This is a genomic window from Lactobacillus sp. OTU4228, from assembly GCF_001006945.1.
Taxonomy (GTDB): domain Bacteria; phylum Bacillota; class Bacilli; order Lactobacillales; family Lactobacillaceae; genus Lactobacillus; species Lactobacillus amylovorus.
Genome location: NZ_CDLD01000034.1, coordinates 114,753 through 132,619, shown reverse-complemented (window position 1 = coordinate 132,619; position 17,867 = coordinate 114,753). Strand labels below are relative to the sequence as shown.

The 17,867-nt window shown below is 40.8% G+C and carries 17 protein-coding genes and 1 pseudogene; 14 read left to right on the top strand and 4 right to left on the bottom strand.

The genetic code is table 11. The features are described 5' to 3' along the window. Positions 1-23 precede the first annotated feature (23 nt). From murC to BN1206_RS07250, 3 genes and pseudogenes are all read left to right on the top strand, one after another. Complete coding sequence (gene murC / locus BN1206_RS07260) at positions 24-1,337, top strand: UDP-N-acetylmuramate--L-alanine ligase (protein ID WP_013438458.1); 1,314 nt, start codon at positions 24-26, stop codon at positions 1,335-1,337. Positions 1,338-1,448: 111 nt separating this feature from the next. Beyond that, positions 1,449-1,745: pseudogene (locus BN1206_RS09585) on the top strand (ABC transporter ATP-binding protein); the annotation flags it as partial. Between the two features lie 303 nt (positions 1,746-2,048). Continuing rightward, positions 2,049-2,486, top strand: a complete 438-nt coding sequence (locus tag BN1206_RS07250) for a cupin domain-containing protein (protein ID WP_052543142.1) — start codon at positions 2,049-2,051, stop codon at positions 2,484-2,486. 207 nt (positions 2,487-2,693) lie between these two features. Here BN1206_RS07250 and BN1206_RS07245 read toward each other — a convergent pair whose 3' ends face one another. The 3 genes from BN1206_RS07245 to BN1206_RS07235 all read right to left on the bottom strand — a co-directional run bounded on the left by BN1206_RS07245 (position 2,694) and on the right by BN1206_RS07235 (position 6,130). Then, on the bottom strand, positions 2,694-3,128 hold the full coding sequence (locus BN1206_RS07245) for a hypothetical protein (RefSeq protein ID WP_052543141.1): 435 nt from the start codon (positions 3,126-3,128) through the stop codon (positions 2,694-2,696). Positions 3,129-3,539: 411 nt separating this feature from the next. Further along, positions 3,540-4,517, bottom strand: coding sequence for an SLAP domain-containing protein (locus BN1206_RS07240; protein ID WP_014566089.1), 978 nt, complete (start codon positions 4,515-4,517; stop codon positions 3,540-3,542). A 98-nt stretch (positions 4,518-4,615) separates the two neighbouring features. Beyond that, positions 4,616-6,130, bottom strand: a complete 1,515-nt coding sequence (locus BN1206_RS07235; RefSeq protein WP_052543140.1) for a M1 family metallopeptidase — start codon at positions 6,128-6,130, stop codon at positions 4,616-4,618. A 133-nt stretch (positions 6,131-6,263) separates the two neighbouring features. Here BN1206_RS07235 and BN1206_RS07230 point away from each other — a divergent pair, with 133 nt between their 5' ends. Beyond that, a complete protein-coding gene (locus BN1206_RS07230; protein WP_052543139.1) occupies positions 6,264-7,241 on the top strand; it encodes a class III bacteriocin in 978 nt (325 codons plus the stop codon). 78 nt (positions 7,242-7,319) lie between these two features. On the opposite strand, the gene BN1206_RS09915 is transcribed toward BN1206_RS07230, so the two are convergent. Further along, on the bottom strand, positions 7,320-7,478 hold the full coding sequence (locus BN1206_RS09915) for a hypothetical protein (protein ID WP_014566086.1): 159 nt from the start codon (positions 7,476-7,478) through the stop codon (positions 7,320-7,322). Positions 7,479-7,638: 160 nt separating this feature from the next. Here BN1206_RS09915 and BN1206_RS07225 point away from each other — a divergent pair, with 160 nt between their 5' ends. The 10 genes from BN1206_RS07225 to purF all read left to right on the top strand — a co-directional run bounded on the left by BN1206_RS07225 (position 7,639) and on the right by purF (position 17,867). Then, positions 7,639-7,953 (top strand): type II toxin-antitoxin system RelB/DinJ family antitoxin, encoded by a 315-nt coding sequence (locus tag BN1206_RS07225; RefSeq protein ID WP_013642322.1) that lies wholly within the window; start codon positions 7,639-7,641, stop codon positions 7,951-7,953. 17 nt (positions 7,954-7,970) lie between these two features. Further along, a complete protein-coding gene (locus BN1206_RS07220; RefSeq protein ID WP_052543138.1) occupies positions 7,971-8,852 on the top strand; it encodes an SPFH domain-containing protein in 882 nt (293 codons plus the stop codon). A 220-nt stretch (positions 8,853-9,072) separates the two neighbouring features. Next, on the top strand, positions 9,073-10,734 hold the full coding sequence (locus BN1206_RS07215; protein WP_014566084.1) for a formate--tetrahydrofolate ligase: 1,662 nt from the start codon (positions 9,073-9,075) through the stop codon (positions 10,732-10,734). Positions 10,735-10,744: 10 nt separating this feature from the next. Further along, on the top strand, positions 10,745-11,230 hold the full coding sequence (purE, locus tag BN1206_RS07210) for a 5-(carboxyamino)imidazole ribonucleotide mutase (RefSeq protein WP_022087251.1): 486 nt from the start codon (positions 10,745-10,747) through the stop codon (positions 11,228-11,230). Then, positions 11,196-12,371: a 5-(carboxyamino)imidazole ribonucleotide synthase gene (gene purK / locus BN1206_RS07205; protein ID WP_014566082.1), complete on the top strand. Its 1,176-nt coding sequence runs from the start codon at positions 11,196-11,198 to the stop codon at positions 12,369-12,371. The genes purE and purK overlap by 35 nt, the downstream gene beginning before the upstream one ends. Positions 12,372-12,575: 204 nt before the next feature. After that, complete coding sequence (gene purC, locus BN1206_RS07200) at positions 12,576-13,292, top strand: phosphoribosylaminoimidazolesuccinocarboxamide synthase (protein ID WP_013642318.1); 717 nt, start codon at positions 12,576-12,578, stop codon at positions 13,290-13,292. Further along, the gene (gene purS, locus BN1206_RS07195; RefSeq protein ID WP_013438446.1) at positions 13,293-13,547 is read left to right on the top strand and encodes a phosphoribosylformylglycinamidine synthase subunit PurS; all 255 of its coding nucleotides are present in this window, start codon (positions 13,293-13,295) and stop codon (positions 13,545-13,547) included. After that, positions 13,544-14,215, top strand: a complete 672-nt coding sequence (gene purQ / locus BN1206_RS07190) for a phosphoribosylformylglycinamidine synthase subunit PurQ (protein WP_014566081.1) — start codon at positions 13,544-13,546, stop codon at positions 14,213-14,215. The genes purS and purQ overlap by 4 nt, the downstream gene beginning before the upstream one ends. Continuing rightward, complete coding sequence (gene purL / locus BN1206_RS07185) at positions 14,212-16,440, top strand: phosphoribosylformylglycinamidine synthase subunit PurL (RefSeq protein ID WP_013438444.1); 2,229 nt, start codon at positions 14,212-14,214, stop codon at positions 16,438-16,440. The genes purQ and purL overlap by 4 nt, the downstream gene beginning before the upstream one ends. Continuing rightward, positions 16,416-17,867, top strand: a complete 1,452-nt coding sequence (gene purF, locus BN1206_RS07180) for an amidophosphoribosyltransferase (RefSeq protein WP_013438443.1) — start codon at positions 16,416-16,418, stop codon at positions 17,865-17,867. The genes purL and purF overlap by 25 nt, the downstream gene beginning before the upstream one ends.

Here is a 17,867-nt window from a genome sequence, read left to right as displayed (position 1 = left end):
TTTAACATTATGGAGAGTTAAATATGTTAGATAAAAACAAACAAATTTGGTTTATTGGTATTAAAGGAACCGGTATGGCTTCCTTAGCACTACTTCTTCACGACTTAGGCTACAACGTTGCCGGTAGTGATATTGAAAAGTACACCTTCACTCAAGTTCCACTTGAAAAAGCTGGTATTGAAGTTAAGGATTTTGACCCAAGCAACATCAAGAGTAACGATGAACAAGTAATCGTTAAGGGTAACGCCTTCAAGGAAGATAACCCAGAAGTTAAGGCATGTCTTGATAAGGGCGTTAAGTGGCAAAGCTACCCAGATACTGTTGAAGAAATCGTGCAAATGCACACTTCAATCGGTATTTCAGGTACTCACGGCAAGACTTCAACCACTAGTCTTTTGTCACACGTTTTAGGTGAAGTTGCACCAACTACTTACTTAATTGGTGACGGTCGTGGTAAGGGTGTTCCAGACTCACGCTTCTTCGTTTACGAAGCTGATGAATACCGTCGTCACTTCTTGGCATATCACCCAGATTACCAAATTATGACTAACATCGACTTTGACCACCCAGACTACTTCAAGGATCAAGACGATTACACCAGCGCATTCCAATCAGCAGCTGATCAAACTAAGAAGGCATTGTTCGTATGGGGCGATGACAAGCGTCTTCAAAGCCTTAAGACTGATATTCCTAAGTACACTTACGGCTTTAACGACACTGATGACTTCCAAGCTACTGACATTAAGAAGTCAACTACTGGTTCTAAGTTCCATGTTTTAGCACATGGCAAAGATCTTGGCGAATTTGAAATTCACTTGTTTGGTGACCACAGCATTTTGAACTCAACTGCTGTTATTGCGGTTGCCTACACTGAAAAGGTACCAATGGATGACATTCGTGATGGTCTTCTTACCTTTAAGGGTGCTAAGCGTAGATTTAGTGAAAAAGACTTTGGCGACATTGCAGTTATTGATGACTATGCTCACCACCCAACTGAAATGCGTGCAACTATCCAAGCTGCTCGTCAAAAGTTCCCAGACAAGAAGTTAGTTGTTGTCTTCCAGCCACACACTTTCTCAAGAACTAAGAAGTACCAAAAGGACTTCGAAGAAATTTTACGTGGTGTAGATAAGGCTTACGTAACTCCAATTTATGCTTCAGCTCGTGAAGCTAATGGTGATATTTCAAGTGAAGACTTGGTTAAGAATATCCCAGGTTCAGAAGTTATCGACTTAAACAATATTGCTGACTTAACTAAGAATAAGAATTCTGTCATCGTATTTATGGGTGCCGGCGATATTCCTAAGTACGAAGATGCTTTTGAAAAGTTGCTTTAATTAAAAAATAGGCACAAAAAATGCTCTCAAAAGAGAGCATTTTTTCTACTCTAAGTAAAGTGTTATCAACGATTTTAGGCAATTTTATTTTGAAATAAGGGCCTAATCGGGAAATGGCTCCTGGAGAAGCCCCAGGTCCTGGTCTTGGATGAACCGACCAACTATCTGAACGACTTCCCGGGAGCCTTTATCGTCGTCAGCCACGACTATGACTTTTTAGGCCGGATCACCAACTGCATCATCGATATCGACTTCGGGACCATCACCCGCTACACTGGGACCTTGAAGCAGGCCATGCGGCAAAAGGAAGCCAACCGGCAGACTTACATGAAGGCCTATGCCAACCAGCAGCGGCAGATTGCCAAGACTGAAGCCTATATTAGAAAAAATAAGGCCGGTACCCGGGCTTGGTTCCCTTGGTGCCAGGGGGCGCCGGCCTATATGGCGGTCAGGAGCCTGCTGGACGGCAATCTGCCGCAAGCCCAGCAGGAAGTTCAGCGGGTGGCGATCGTGACAGCCTCCATTGCCTTAGGGGTCTTGCTGTCGACCATGTTCCAGGAAGCGATGGTCAAGCACTTGCGGCGGATTCATGTCCGGGAAAAGAAAGAATAGGTCCGCAAGCATTCAGGCTTGTATGCTGGCAAAAAAAGTGTTAAACTCAGAGTGTCAACAAATGAAACGCTTACATTTTTTGCAAAGAGGTGTTTTGTCATGTTAGAATTGAAGGACTATGGACCTGCTCCATGTGCTTTGGATTTACGGCAGGCTGCCTTAGAAAATGAAAAGTATCGTGAAACTTTGTGGACCGGGGACCACTTCCAGGTAACCCTGATGTGCATCCCGGCTGGCGGCGGCGACATTGGCTTGGAGATTCACCACGACAATGACCAGTTCATCTACCTGGTGAGCGGGACAGGCCGCGTGCAGCTGGGCAAGGAGAAGGACAAGCTGACCGTGGACAAGATAGTTCACGCTGGGGAAGCTGTCTTTATCCCGGGCAACACTTGGCACAATGTGACCAACGCTGGCGACGAGCCGATGAAGTGCTTCAGCCTTTACGCGCCAGTAAAGCACGCACACGGCACAACTGAGTCGACCAAGGAAGACGCGATTGCCCAAGAAGGGCCACTGGAAGGATCGAACGAATAATTTACTTAAGCACGTGAGTTGTTCACGTGCTTTTTTTGTGCTTATTCAAGGCCATTAAGTTAAGGGATTGCCTTGCCGCGTTTGCTTGCGCAGCTCGATTCCCGAAAAGTGCCCAACTGCCGAAATTTTCCTACATTCGATTGCCCAAAACAAAAAAACGCTCATCTAAATTAGATGAGCGCCCAAATTCAATGATGACATTGGAGCTTATTTCACGCTATAGCTGCTTTCTTCTTGGACGATTGAGTCAGAGACGGTAACTTTCCAGCCCATGCCATTCCGGCGGACCGTGACTTCTTTGTAATAAGGCAGGTTAGCATCGCCTTTGTCCACCTTCTTGCCAGATTTGGCGAAGAGAGCCTGGTTCTTTTTGACTGTCCGCTTGGTTGAGAAGCTGCTGACATAGGTCGTCCCCATGCCGAAATGGCTGTCGGCCTTGACCTGGTTGAGGTAGTACAGGTCGCTGTAGCCGTGCTTAGGCAGGGTCTTATTCAGAACTTCCGTTACCACGCCTTCTTGGGTCGACTTGTAGATCTCGTTTACCGTAAACAATATGGAAAAAAGGACAAAGAGCCACACTGGCGAGGTCAGAATCAGCGTGATGATCTTGTGCTCATGATAGAGCTGCTTGATTGTTTTCATTTTTCTCCCTCCATTATTTACTGAATATTTTACAACGACTTAAAAAAAGCTTTTATTTGGCCGGAAACGAAGTAGGATAGCAGCAGGTGAGGGATGCCAGATGATGGCTCATACCAGTCACAAGATGGTACGATTTGGCTTAAATCAGTTGAATGACATGCTCCCCCGACCAAGGTCGGGGGATTCTTTATAGGCTAGTGCTCACGCACAGCCTACAGCTTCTGAGAACAACCAACTTATTCTTGCAAGCAGGATTGGCCGAAGTCAAGCCTTCTTTTTTACTGGTCCTATCCAGCAAGCTGAACAGCAGTGCAAAAACAGAGGTCAGTCTATTTATCACGGAAGTGCCCCCTCCGACGATTCCGCCAAGCCGCATTGACTGCTGTTTGACGGTACGATTTTTGTTTAGTCTTAATTTGCGAGGTGATTATCTAAATTAAAGTTACCTTGAAATTCATCAGTAGTGCTTTCTTGATCCATACCATATTCGGCATCGTCGCCCCAGTAAATGTATTGTGCGTTTTTACCTTTGGTGCCAGCAATTCTGAAGTAAAGGCCAGCTTCATCACCTTCACCAGTGGTCTTGGTGGCATCTACCTTAACTTTTTGACCAATCTTGAGCAACTTGCTGGTTGACTTAAGCTTATTATTCAAAACATGGATTTTGTTTAAAATAGTGGCGGTAGTAGTACCAGAAGCTTGGTAAAGGGTGTTGCCGTTGACAAAGCCAACATTTGAAGCATAGATATAAGCGCCATTACCTAAGGCGTAGAATGGCTTGCCCTTGATAGTGGTTGTGTTCAAACTTCTCTTTTTAGATCCGCTAAGATTTGAGAAGTAGTAAAATACGTCATTCTTAGTTGTGGCGTGGGTTTTAGCTGGTGTTTTAACTAACATATATTTAGGGATGAGTGACAAACCATTGAAAGTAGTGCGGTGACCGTTTTTATCATAAATGCGAGAGTTGGAACTCAAGATTAAAACATTTTGTCCATCCATTGAGCTAACATTCAAAGATTTGATGTAGCGTTTTTTACCGATGTTAACGTAAGAAGCGGTAGTGTAGTGGTAATTCTTAGAAGTTTTTGCATCTACTTTTTTACCTTGGATCAGGATAGGCTTGCCATAATATTTAAAACTTGAGCCTGATTTAATCGTTGAAGCAACAGTCATCTTCTTGCCATTGACTTTTTGGGTAGTGGTAGTGGCATTGCCTTTGCTGTTGAAGACTTGAACTGTGCCGTTAAAGGATTTCTTGAGAGTAACTTTACCTTTTTGTAATTGCGTAGCTGCTTGAACTGTGTGAACAGGTTGATTGATAATAGCAGCTGCTGGTGCAACACTGATTAATAAAGCTGCTGCGATAGTTGCTAATTTTTTAGTAGTCATATTTTGTCTCCTTTGTAATAATCCCTTAAGTTGATTTTAGCACTTATGAGACTATAAAAATAACCTCGAAACTCAAACGTTTTCGGGGTTATTTGATTTTATTCACTTAAGTACTTAGGATCAATAAATTTATTGATCACGTTGTTAACCTTCTTTGAATTATCGTACTTGCGGATAATGTTCAAGAAGTCTTGTGTAGTTGCTTGCTTCAAGTAGTAAGTTTGATAGTAATCGTGTAAAGCATCGAAGAACTTGGTTTCGCCCATGGCAACCTTTAAAACAGCAGGAAAGTCCATCCCAAGTTCGTAAGCCATGTCTTCAGTGTCAACGCCCTTTGGTGGATTATTAACAGGGTAGTTGATGTAGTTGGCCTTTTTATTCTTATTAATGAATTGGTTAGCATTTTCTTTTAAGATCTTGTTAGCACGCTTGACGTTCTTACGAGTATAGAACTTGCTGTGCATCAGTTTAGCACAGTAGGCCTTACTCTTAGTGTAGGTCAAATCGTAAACGCCATTTTCAAGGAGGTTGGTAAGACCTTCGTCAAGCCAAGGTTCCATGTATTCGTCGCTACCGACAGTGCCGTAGAACCATTGGTGACCAACTTCGTGAGAAACATCTTCAGTTAATTCATTATATCTATCAAGTGGGTGCTTCTTTTGTAAAAAGCCGCTGGCATCGATCATGATCAAGCCAGGATATTCCATCCCACCGGTATCTTTGCCAAGCAAGCCTTCAGTAATATCGATTTCTTTGTAAGGATATTTGCCGATCTTTTTGGTAAAAACGTGGAAACTGTCTTGGGCAGTCATCAAAGCAAGCTTGTTGTATTGCTTGCTGTTTTTGCTTGCAAGGTAGTAGTCGTTGATTCTTACGCCGTTTGCATAAGCGTGGTCAACCTTGAACTTGTTGGAAGCAGCGATTGCGACCTCACGCATGTTGTTGGCGGTAATTGTAGTTTTGCCATTCTTGGTTGTGCTTTGACCAGAAGCGGCAACTTTGTAGCTCTTTGGTGCGAAAAAGCTAACGTGGAAATTGCTTACAGCACTGTTGCGGTTTTCACCAGCATCGTAGTATGGGTGATAATTCCACTTACCGTTGCGATAATCGCTTAAGTATGGGAAACAGAATGACAGGTTATAAACTTTACCGCCGTTGATATTTTGGTAGCCAAAACGATCTTGTCTCTTAGGCACGCCGGTAACTACGTTAACAGTTAAATCAGTAGATTCACCTGTATTTAGACTTTTGTTAACAAATAAATTGCTCTTGTCTTTACCGGTAGTGTAAGAAAGCTTTTGACCATCTGATGAAACGCTTTTAACTGAAGTTGTCGCATTTCTTGTAGCCTTAAAATGCTTGTGGTCGTATTTCAACACGTCGCTAGCAATATTTCTAACCAATAAATTTTTAACAGGTTCATTGCCGTTATTAACAACGTGCATGGTAACTTTTTCTGTTAATTGATTCTTGCGAGTGTTCAACTTCACGGTCATGTTGTAATTTGTTGCCTTGATCGTAGGATCAGCCGCAGCTTGAACTTTTGAGTTGAAGTTAAATAATGCCGCAATGGTTACTGCACTCGACAATAAAAGTGTTGTTCTTCTTTTCATAATTTTCCCTCCAAGAAAAATTTACTCTAATTATTTGGAAATTATCGGCATAAAGTCAATCTATTTTTTGATGATAGGATATAATTTATGTATAAGTGAAAATGAATAGATATAAAGAAAGAAGATAAAGAAAATGGTTAGAAGTATTACACCTCATTTGGTTTATCGCTTGAATGGGATGCACCATGTTGTAGCGCAAGTTGGTGTAGTAAATGGTGATCATGTTTTTGCCTTGCAACTTCTTCACAGTGCACATGATGTGTTGGTTTATAGAAAACATGAAGGTTTAACCAAGAACATCGATTATACTGATCCACACTTAGTAATGATGGGCTTTGGCCACACGCAAACCTGGGTACCAGCTAATGACAAGGATGAATATTTCGTAGGTGCTAAACCAAATTCAGGCAACTGGACTACTCAAATTGCACGAGTAAAGTACCCAAGACTTTTACCAGAAAGATATACTTCAAATACACAACTTCCACGTTTGTCACACTTGAATCACGTAACCGACGTTCCTTATGATGGTCATAATCACTTGCACAGAGTAGAAGCTTCAGTTTCACCAAATGGCAAGTACTTCATGATTGCTTCAATTTGGGATGATGGTTCAGGTCACTTTGGTTTGTTTGACTTAAATGAAGTAAACCAAAAGTTGAATGAAAATGGCACTAAGAACACGCCAATCACTGATTTACATTGCTTGAGTGCTTTCCACATCGACAACTTCGATAATCCAAGTGTTGCTCCAGATGAAGAAATGCCACAAATGATTGATTCAGTTCAAGGCTATGCTATTGATGATGACAAGAATATCTATATTTCTAACCAATTGTCACCAAAGATTAACCATGAAACTGGTGAAGTAACTACTTGGTCACGTAAGATTGTCAAGTTCCCATGGGGTGAAACAAACAGTGATAACTGGCAAGTAGCTATGGTTGATGGTATTGATTTACCAGATCGTTACAGTGAAATGGAAAGTATCCATGTTAATGCCGCAAATGATATTTACTTAACTGTGGCTTACCACCAAAAGTACATTAAGGGTGGAGAATATAAGTTAAGAACTTTGGAAAACCAAATTTTCCATATTACTGATTTGTAGAATAATAAAAATTTAACCAAGTAAAAAAGTGCTGATGTGTCTTTGCTTATGAAGACTATCAGCACTTTTTATTTCATATTAATCAGTAATTCTTTCTTTACCAACAGCACGTTGTTCGGAAGGATTATAACCTAACTCTTCAATTTCTTGTCTTTTTTCTTTGTTATTGATTTGAGGAAGAGTATCCCAAAAGTTAGACTTGTTTTTCTTAATCTTTGAATTTCTGTTAGTTTTCATTGTTGTTTCCTTCATTTTCACTTTCTATAAATATAAGTATACTCTGAAAACCAAACCTATTTTTAGCTATTAAGATCGATTAATTCAAAATAGCAAAAATATATGCAATTTATATGCAAACGATATATAATAGTATCAAATTTAGAAAGGAGTAAAAATTATGGCAGAAAAAACAACAGGACTTTATGTCAGAATGAATCCAGAAAAGAAGGAAAAGGCAGAAGCTATTCTGAAAAAGCTGGGGTTAAATTCAGCTACGGCAATTAACATGTTCTATGATCAGATTATTCTTCATAATGGTATTCCTTTCAGAGTAGAGATTCCAAATGCATGGGATAATTTGGATCAAATGAATAAATATGAATACGCCAAACTGCTTGACGAGCGCCTGAACACATTGACCGGAAGGGAAGATTTACTTGGAGATATCGCCAAGAGGCTTGATGCGGAAAAGAATGAAAAGAAAGACAACTAAGTTTTGAGGTAAAAATTATGATAGCAAGAATTATTATTGGCATTATTGTTGTTTTAGTTATTGTGTATGTTTGTTGTGGTTTTAGAATCGTTCCACAAAATAATGAAGGTTTGGTTGAAACCTTGGGTAAATATTCTAAGACAGTAAAAGCTGGATTTATCTTTGTCTGGCCACTTTTCCAAAGAATTCGCAAAGTTCCATTAGCACTTCAACCACTTGAAATTTCTAAGTACTCAATTATTACCAAAGATAACGCTGAAATTTCTACTAGTTTAACTTTGAACTACTTGGTCACTGATTCATACCGTTACTTCTACAACAACACCGACTCAGTTGAATCAATGGTGCAATTAATCCGTGGTCACTTGCGTGACATTATTGGTCGTATGGATTTGAACGCAGCCCTTGGCTCAACTAAGGAAATTAACGATCAACTTTTCACTGCAACTGGTGACCTGACTGATATCTACGGTATCAAGGTCGTTCGTGTCAACGTTGATGAACTTTTACCAAGTGCTGAAATTCAACGTGCCATGGACAAACAACTTACTGCCGATCGTGAAAAGACTGCCGCAATTGCTAAGGCCGAAGGTGAAGCTCGCACCATTGAAATGACCACTAAGGCTAAGAACGATGCTTTGGTTGCTACTGCTAAGGCCAAAGCTGAGGCAGTTAAGACGCAAGCTGATGCCGACGCTTACCGTGTACAAAAGATGCAAGAAGCCTTGTCAAAGGCTGGCGAAGGTTATTTCAGAAACCAAAGTTTGGACAGCTTTAACCAATTGGCTCAAGGCCCTAACAACTTGATCGTGGTTGGCAAGGATGAAATGACCGACTTGGGTAAGGTTCCTGCTTTGAAAAAGGTGTGGGATGCCAGCGACGATAAGAAAGATGAATAAATAAAAATTAGCTCAATTCTCAAATGAGGATTGAGCTTTTTTCTAAGTAAAGTCAAGTACCATAAGGTATTTGACTTTTATTTTTGAATAAATAAAATATAGTTCGTAAAATATAGCTTTGCAAATCCTTATATAGTGATGTATTGTATTAATATAAAAATAAATAAGAACGATATTATAAGTATTAAGTAATATTGTACGGTATATGAAAGGAACAATCATGCCAACTGACATTGAAATTGCTGATGCAGCCAAAATGCAACCGATCACTGAAATTGCCCAAAAGTTAGGCTTGTCTAGTGATGATATTGAACAATATGGTCACTATAAAGCTAAGATCAACTTGCCTGTTAAGGAAATTGAAGGCAAGAAACACAAATTGATTTTGGTGACAGGTATTAACCCAACTTCTGCTGGTGAAGGAAAATCCACTGTTTTAGTTGGCTTGGGGGATGCACTTAACCAATTAGGCCATCAAACTACCATTGCCATGCGTGAACCATCAATGGGACCAGTCTTTGGGATCAAAGGCGGTGCAACAGGTGGTGGCTATAGCCAAGTTGTCCCAATGGAAGACATTAATTTACACTTCACTGGTGACATGCATGCCTTAACTTCTGCTAACAACACCTTGGCGGCTCTAATCGATAACTACATTATGCGCGACAATGCTTTAGGACTTGATCCACGCAGAATCATTTGGAAGAGAGTCGAAGACGTTAACGATCGTGCTTTAAGAAACGTGGTTACTGGACTCGGTGGCATCATGCAAGGTGTTCCTCGAGAAACCGGCTTTGATATTACCGCTGCTTCAGAAATGATGGCCATTCTTTGCTTATCTGAGAGCTTGCACGATTTAAAGAAGAGAATTGGTCGCATCGTTGTTGGTTATACCTATGACAAGAAGCCTGTTACCGTTGATCAATTGGGCTTCACTGGTGCAATTACACTTTTATTGAAAGATGCTATTAAGCCTAACTTAGTTCAAACTTTGGATCACACTCCTGCTATTGTTCACGGCGGACCATTTGCCAACATTGCTCATGGCTGTAACTCAGTTTTAGCTACTCAAATTGCGCTAAAGACTTCTGATTATACCGTTACTGAATGTGGCTTCGGTGCAGATCTTGGTGCCGAAAAATTCTTGGATATCAAGCGACCAGTCTTAGGCAAAACACCGGATGCTGTCGTGATTGTTGCTACAGCTCGTGCGCTTAAGCTTAATGGCGGAGTAGACAAGAACGATTTAACCGAAGAAAATATTCCTGCCTTGGAAAAGGGAATGGCTAACTTACGCAGACACGTTAAAAACATGCAAAATTATGGTTTGCCAATCGTTGTTGCGATTAACCATTTCACTAGCGACACTGAAGCCGAAATCAAGACTATTCAAGATGCCGTTGCCGAAATGGGCGTAAAAGCTATTGAAGTTGACGCTTGGGCCAAAGGTGGAGAAGGTACGCAAGATTTAGCCAAAGAAGTTGTCGAACTTGCAGATCAACCTGCTGACTTCCATGAATTGTATAAGAGTACTGACTCGATTGAAGATAAATTAACTGCAGTTGCTACCAAGATTTATGGTGCTAAGCGTGTAGTTTTATCTAACAAGGCCAAAAAGCAAATTAAAACTTTTGATAAACAAGGCTGGAACACTTTGCCTGTATGTATTGCTAAAACACAATATTCATTTACTGATGATCAAACCAAGTTAGGTGCCCCAACCGATTTTGACTTCCATATTCGTGATCTTGTTCCTAAGCTTGGTGCAGGATTCATCGTTGCTTTGTCAGGTACCATGATGACCATGCCAGGTTTGGCTAAGCACCCAGCTGCAGAAAACATGGATATTGATGATAATGGTCAAATTACAGGACTATTCTAAAGGAGAAAAAATGGCTGAAGTAAGCGTAATTATGGGTAGTAAGTCAGATTGGTCAACGATGAAGCATGCTTGCGAAATCTTAGATCAATTTGGTGTTAGTTATGATAAGCACGTTATTTCTGCACACAGAATGCCAAAAGAAATGTATGATTTTGCCCAAAATGCTGAGAAAAATGGCACTAAAGTAATTATTGCGGGTGCCGGTATGGCAGCTCATTTGCCTGGCATGACTGCCGCAAATACCGTGATTCCAGTGATTGGTGTTCCCGGTCAAACTAAGGCATTAGGTGGCATGGATTCTCTTTTATCGATTGTTCAAATGCCAACCGGTATCCCTGTAGCTACCACTGCCATTGGTAATGCTGGTGCAAGCAACGCGGCACTTCTTGCACTAGAAATTTTGGGAATTAGTGACGAAAAAATAAGACAGCAATTGAAAGACTATCGCCAAAAGATGCATGATGAAGCAAAAGAAAGCAGTGCGGAACTTGATTGATCCAGATTTTATTGAACAAGGAAAGACTATTGGCATCATTGGAGGCGGACAACTAGGTCAAATGATGGCTTTGTCAGCCAAGTATGGTGGAATGAAAGTCATCACCTTGGATCCAACGCCAGACTGTCCTTGTGGTCAGGTGGCTGACAAGCAGATTGTGGCTGAATATTCAGACGTTAAGGCAATTGAAGAGCTGGCTAAAGAGAGCGACGTATTAACGTATGAATTTGAAAATGTCGACCTTCAAGCTTTAAAGGATGTTGCTGATAAAGTGAAAATTCCTCAGGGGACTAATCTGCTTTATATCACTAAACACCGACTGCGTGAAAAGAACTTCCTGCGTAGTGCCAGTTGTATGACTGCGCCATATTTGCCCGTTAAAAATATGGCGGATCTAAAAGAGGCAATTAAAAAGATCGGCTATAACTGTGTCCTTAAAACCTGTGAAGGTGGCTACGATGGCCACGGCCAAGAAGTTTTAAAGAGCGATGCCGATCTGAAAAATAATGCGCATATCAAAGAAATTTTAGCTACGGGAGACTGCATTCTTGAAGGCTGGGTGCCATTCAAAGTTGAAGCTTCTGTCATGGTCGCAAGAAATGCAAAAGGCGAAGTGACAGTTTTCCCAGTTAGTGAAAACTACAATGCCGATGAAATTTTGCATATTAGTATTGTGCCAGCACGTGTTTCAAAAGAAATTTATGCTAAAGCACAGGCTATTGCTAAGCAAATTGCAGAAGCAATTCATTTGCGCGGTATTTTGGGTGTGGAGCTATTTATTCTGGATAACGGTGATATTTATGTCAATGAACTAGCACCACGTCCGCATAATTCAGGTCACTATTCGATTGAAGCCTGCAATTTTGACCAGTTTGATATCCATGATCGTGCTATTTGCAATTGGCCGTTGCCTAAGATTAAGCTGTTGTCCAAAGTGGTAATGGTGAATGTTTTGGGTCAACATGTAGCCGGCGTAAGAAAAGTCATTCCTGAAAAGAGCAACTGGCATTTTCACTACTATGGCAAGGCCGAAATCCGTCATAATCGTAAAATGGGTCACGTTACAATTCTTACTGACGATATTGAAAAAACGTTGCAAGAAATTAATGACACCCATATTTGGAAAACAAAAGTAAATTAATCTTGTTTAAGCAGAGCTATTAAAGCTCTGCTTTTTATTTATCATTTTCACTAAAACACGAACAATACTTCATGATAGTATTTTTAGTGCTTTATAATATATTGACATTATAAGCGATAGTTGATAATATTGTTAACATAAAAGTGAACAAATCAGTATTCACTCTTCAATAATATTCGTGTTTTTACCAAGGAGAAAAATAAAATGGCAAAGTTGTTGTATACCGGTAAAGTTAAGGAAATGTGGTCTACAGATGACCCAGAAGTTTTACGTGTGGTTTATACAGACCAGGCAACTGCCGGTAACGGCGAAAAGAAGGATGACTTTAAGAACAAAGCCTATTTAAACAACGAAATTTCAACTTTGATTTTTGAATACTTGTCCAAAAACGGAGTTCCAACTCATTTCATCAAGAAAATCTCAGACACTGAAGAATTAGTTAAAAAGTGCGACATGTTCCCACTTGAAGTTGTTACTAGAAATATTGCAGCTGGCCATTTCTCAAGTCGTTATGGCTTGGGCGAAGGTGAAAAATTCGATACGCCAGTCGAAGAACTTTTTTATAAGAGTGATGAACTCGACGACCCAATCATGAACGAATCTGATGCGATTGCATTACATATTGCGACCGCTGAAGAGCAAAAGAAGATCTGGGAATTGTCTCGTCAAGTTAACAAGCTTTTGATTCCGCTTTTTGATAAGGCTGGAATGGAATTAGTCGATTTCAAACTTGAATTTGGTAAAGATGCAGATGGAAATATCATCCTTGCAGATGAATTTTCACCAGATAACTGCCGTCTTTGGGATAAAAAGACCAAGAAGCATATGGATAAAGATGTCTACCGTAGAGACATCGGCGATTTAACCACTGTTTATGAACAAGACTTAGCCCGCATTCAAGAAGCACTTAAGGAGATCTAAATGACTACTGTCCGTATTTACGTAACCTACAAACCTTCAGTTTTTGATCCACAAGGAGCTGCAATCACCGATTCAGTTAATTCCCTTGGTCATGACGAAGTCAAAAAAATCGTTGTTGGTAAGTTCTTCGATGTAACTGTTGATGAAGATGACTTAGATAAAGTTAAGGCTGATGTGAAGGATATCGCTGAAGCGTTATTGGTTAACTTCAACATGGAAACTTACAAGATCAAAGTTTTGGAGGAAAACGCATGAAAATTGCAGTAATCGTTTTTCCAGGTTCTAACTGCGATATCGACATGTACGAAGCTTTTCGCACTGTTTGCAAAGCAGATGTCGAATACGTTTCTTACAAAGAAAAAAGCCTAGATGGCTTTGACGCAGTTGTTTTACCAGGTGGCTTTTCTTACGGCGACTACTTAAGAACTGGTGCAATCGCTCGTTTTTCAAATATCATCCCAGCAGTTAAAAAGATGGCAGATGAAGGAAAGTTAGTATTAGGTGTCTGCAATGGTTTCCAAATTTTAACAGAAATGGGACTTCTACCTGGAGCACTTAAGAAAAACGATAGTCTTCAATTCGTGTGCAAAACCGTAACGCTAGAAGTTGAAAATACACATACGCCATTTACCACCGAATATAAAGACAAGGAACTTATCCGTATTCCAATTGCTCACGGTGAAGGCAGCTATTACGCAGACGAAGATGTGCTTGAAGAATTAGAAAATAATCATCAAGTTGTCTTTAGATATCATGGTGAAAATCCTAACGGTAGTCTTCATGATATTGCTGGTATCTGTAACAAAGAAGGCAATGTCTTGGGCATGATGCCTCACCCTGAAAGAGCCGTTGAAGAAATTCTCGGCGGAACAGATGGATTGCCTTTATTTAAGTCACTTTTGAAAGCAGGAGTTCAAGCATGAAACAAGCGATGACACCAGAAGAAATCAAAGAAAAGAAACCTTACCTTGATTGGAGTTTATCAGAACGTGAATATGACTATATTTGCGATCATTTGCTTCATCGCTTGCCCAACTACACAGAAATCGGCTTGTTCTCCGCAATGTGGAGTGAACACTGTTCTTACAAAAAATCTAAGCCAGTTTTGAAGCTTTTCCCAACCAAGGGCAAGCGCGTTGTTCAAGGTCCAGGTGAAGGTGCTGGTGTAGTTGATATTGATGATGGTCAAGCAGTTGTATTTAAGGCTGAAAGTCACAACCACCCAACTACAGTTGAACCTTACCAAGGGGCAGCCACTGGTGTTGGCGGTATTTTAAGAGATGTTTTCAGTATGGGCGCTCGCCCCGTTGCAATCCTTGATTCTTTGCACTTTGGTGAATTAAAAGATAATCCAACAATGCGCTACAAGATGGAAGAAACCATCAAAGGCGTCGGCGACTACGGCAATTGCATGGGAATTCCTAACTTAGGTGGCGAAACTACATTTGATCCTTGTTACAACGGCAACATTTTATTAAATGCGATGAATGTCGGCATTATGGATATCAAGGATATGGAACACGGGGATGCCACCGGTGTTGGCAATGCCGTAATGTACGTTGGTGCTAAAACCGGTCGTGACGGTATCCACGGTGCTACTTTTGCTTCAGCTGACTTCTCTGAAGAACATGCGACCCAACGTTCAGCCGTTCAAGTCGGTGATCCATTTATGGAAAAGCTTTTGATGGAAGCTTGCTTGGAATTGATTTTGCATCACCGTGAATGGCTTGTTGGTATCCAAGACATGGGTGCAGCCGGAATTGTTTCTTCAAGTGCTGAAATGGCTACTGAAGGCAAATCCGGGATGGATCTTAACCTTAACTTGGTACCTCAACGTGAACCTAACATGTCTGCTTACGAGATTATGCTTAGTGAATCGCAAGAAAGAATGCTCCTTTGTGTAAAGAAGGGCCATGAAGAGGACGTTAAAAAGATCTTCGATGAATTTAATCTTGACGCTGTAACTATTGGTCGCATTACTGATGATGGTAGATACGTGCTTCATCACGATGATCAAGTGGTATGTGATATTCCAGTGGTAACTTTAACTGAAAAAGTCCTTGAAGAAAAAAGCGCAGAAAAGAAACCACAAAGAATCATTGATGCTGAGCAAAGTGAAAATTGGCAACCAAATATTGAAAGTGCCGGTCAAACTTTAAAAGATCTTTTGAACCAGCCAACCATTGCTAACGATCAATTTGTAACGCAACAATATGATTCACAGGTTCGAACGGATACGATTGTAGGCCCTGGTTCAGATAGCGGCGTCTTGCGAGTGCGCCATACTAAGAAGGCAATTGCGATGACTACTGATACTAATGGACGCTTTGTCTATCTTGATCCAAAAGTTGGTGGTCAAAGAACTGTCCTTGAAAGTGCAACAAATATCGTGGCTAGTGGTGCCCAACCTTTAGCAATTACTGACTGTCTTAACTATGGTGACCCTAATGATCCAGAAATTTTCTGGGAATTGCATCAATCTTGTCAAGGGATTGCCGATGCATGTGAAATCTTAGAAACACCGGTTGTTTCAGGAAATGTCTCTCTTTATAACGAAAATAATGGCAAGGCAATTTATCCATCACCAATGATTGGAATGGTTGGTTTAATCAAGGATTATGATCACGTCATTCCAATGCACATGCAAAAAGCAGGCGACAAGATTTATCTCGTTGGTAAAACAGACGATGATTTTGCCGGCTCAGAATTGCAAAAGATGATCACTGGTGAAATTAGCGGATTGCCACATGCGCCAAACTTGCCAGAGATAAAGCAATATCTTTACAAATTGCAAGCATTAATGGCTAACGGCTTAGTCAAAAGTGCCCACGATCTAAGCGAAGGTGGCTTAGGCGTTTCCTTAGCTGAAACACTTTTTGATACAGACTTTGGTGCAAAGGTAAAGCTTGATTTTGATAAAAATCTGCTTTTCAGTGAGACTCCAGGTCGCTTGATCGTTTCAGTTGATCCTGCAAATGCGGCAAAATTTGAACAAGAAATGGGCGATTCCGTTAGTGAAATTGGTCAAGTTACTGCTGATCAGCAATTGAACATTTCGCTGGCCAACGATCAAGTAAATGAAGATGTAGCTGAATTGCAAAAGATTTGGAAGGAGTGCATCCCTTGTTTAATGAAATCAAAAGCCTAAATGAGGAATGTGGCGTCTTCGGTGTTTTCGGCGCTCCTGATGCTAGTCAATTAACATATCTGGGTTTGCATAACCTGCAACACCGCGGACAAGAAGGGGCCGGCATCGTCTCAAGCGATGGTGAGCATTTGTATCAACACCGCGATCGTGGCCTTTTATCCGATGCTTTTGCTGATCCGAATGATTTAAAAAAATTGGTCGGCGACAGTGCCATTGGTCACGTTCGCTACAGTACAACGGGTCGTAATTCGATTCAAAACGTACAACCATTTCTCTTTCATTTTCTAGACGGTGATGTTGCTTTAGCCCACAATGGCAATTTAGTTAATGCCGTGTCTTTACGAAACAAGCTCGAAAAACAAGGTGCGATTTTTCAATCCTCATCTGATACCGAAATCTTGATTCACTTGATTCGTAATCATATCAAAGATGGCTTTATTTCAGCTTTAAAGCAAAGCCTGAATGAAGTTCACGGTGGTTTTGCCTTCCTGCTTTTGCAAAAAGATCGCATGATTGCGGCACTTGATCCTAATGGGATTCGTCCCTTATGTATTGGTAAATTGGACAATGGCGCCTACGTTGTTTCTAGCGAAACTTGTTCACTTGACATCATCGGTGCCAAGTTCGTTCGTGATGTGCAGCCTGGTGAATTAATCATCATTGATCGAGATGGGATGAAAATTGATCATTTTACTAAAAATACGCATTTAGCAATCTGCTCAATGGAATACATCTATTTTGCTCGTCCTGATTCAATCATACATGGTGTGACTGTTCATAATGCTAGAAAAAGAATGGGGCGGCTGCTAGCTCGTGAGGCTCCAGCCGATGTCGACATGGTAATTGGCGTACCAAACTCATCTTTGTCAGCTGCCTCTGGTTACGCCGAAGAATTGGGGTTGCCTTATGAAATGGGTCTGGTTAAAAACCAATACGTTGCCAGAACCTTCATTCAGCCAACTCAAGCCTTGCGTGAAAAGAGTGTTAAGTTAAAACTGTCAGCTGTTCGTGGTGTCGTTGCCGGTAAAAAGATCGCTGTTATTGATGATTCGATCGTAAGAGGCACCACCTCTAAGCAAATTGTCAAAATGTTAAAAGAAGCTGGTGCTAAAGAAGTACACCTTAGAATCGCTAGTCCTCCATTTAGATTTCCATGTTTTTACGGCATTGATATTTCAACTAGAGCCGAATTAATGGCAGCTCATTATTCAGTAGAAGAGATGCGGAAAATTATCGGTGCTGATAGCCTTGGCTTTTTAAGCGTTGATAGCCTGATCAAAGCAATCGATGTGCCTGATCGAGGAGACTCATCGGGTCTGACAGTTGCTTACTTTAATGGCAAATATCCAACAAAATTGGATGACTACGAAGCTGGCTATTTAGCTTCTCTCAATGCTCAAGAACGGCGACAAAGAAAGGATTTATAA

Coding starts and splice junctions, on each gene's coding strand:
- BN1206_RS07250 (WP_052543142.1), top strand. CDS start 2,049: ATGTTAGAATTGAAGGACTATGGACCTGCTCCATGTGCTTTGGATTTA.
- BN1206_RS07225 (WP_013642322.1), top strand. CDS start 7,639: ATGGCAGAAAAAACAACAGGACTTTATGTCAGAATGAATCCAGAAAAG.
- BN1206_RS09915 (WP_014566086.1), bottom strand. CDS start 7,478: ATGAAAACTAACAGAAATTCAAAGATTAAGAAAAACAAGTCTAACTTT.
- BN1206_RS07245 (WP_052543141.1), bottom strand. CDS start 3,128: ATGAAAACAATCAAGCAGCTCTATCATGAGCACAAGATCATCACGCTG.
- BN1206_RS07220 (WP_052543138.1), top strand. CDS start 7,971: ATGATAGCAAGAATTATTATTGGCATTATTGTTGTTTTAGTTATTGTG.
- BN1206_RS07230 (WP_052543139.1), top strand. CDS start 6,264: ATGGTTAGAAGTATTACACCTCATTTGGTTTATCGCTTGAATGGGATG.
- purK (WP_014566082.1), top strand. CDS start 11,196: ATGAAGCAAAAGAAAGCAGTGCGGAACTTGATTGATCCAGATTTTATT.
- BN1206_RS07235 (WP_052543140.1), bottom strand. CDS start 6,130: ATGAAAAGAAGAACAACACTTTTATTGTCGAGTGCAGTAACCATTGCG.
- BN1206_RS07240 (WP_014566089.1), bottom strand. CDS start 4,517: ATGACTACTAAAAAATTAGCAACTATCGCAGCAGCTTTATTAATCAGT.
- BN1206_RS07215 (WP_014566084.1), top strand. CDS start 9,073: ATGCCAACTGACATTGAAATTGCTGATGCAGCCAAAATGCAACCGATC.
- purE (WP_022087251.1), top strand. CDS start 10,745: ATGGCTGAAGTAAGCGTAATTATGGGTAGTAAGTCAGATTGGTCAACG.
- purQ (WP_014566081.1), top strand. CDS start 13,544: ATGAAAATTGCAGTAATCGTTTTTCCAGGTTCTAACTGCGATATCGAC.
- purS (WP_013438446.1), top strand. CDS start 13,293: ATGACTACTGTCCGTATTTACGTAACCTACAAACCTTCAGTTTTTGAT.
- purC (WP_013642318.1), top strand. CDS start 12,576: ATGGCAAAGTTGTTGTATACCGGTAAAGTTAAGGAAATGTGGTCTACA.
- murC (WP_013438458.1), top strand. CDS start 24: ATGTTAGATAAAAACAAACAAATTTGGTTTATTGGTATTAAAGGAACC.
- purL (WP_013438444.1), top strand. CDS start 14,212: ATGAAACAAGCGATGACACCAGAAGAAATCAAAGAAAAGAAACCTTAC.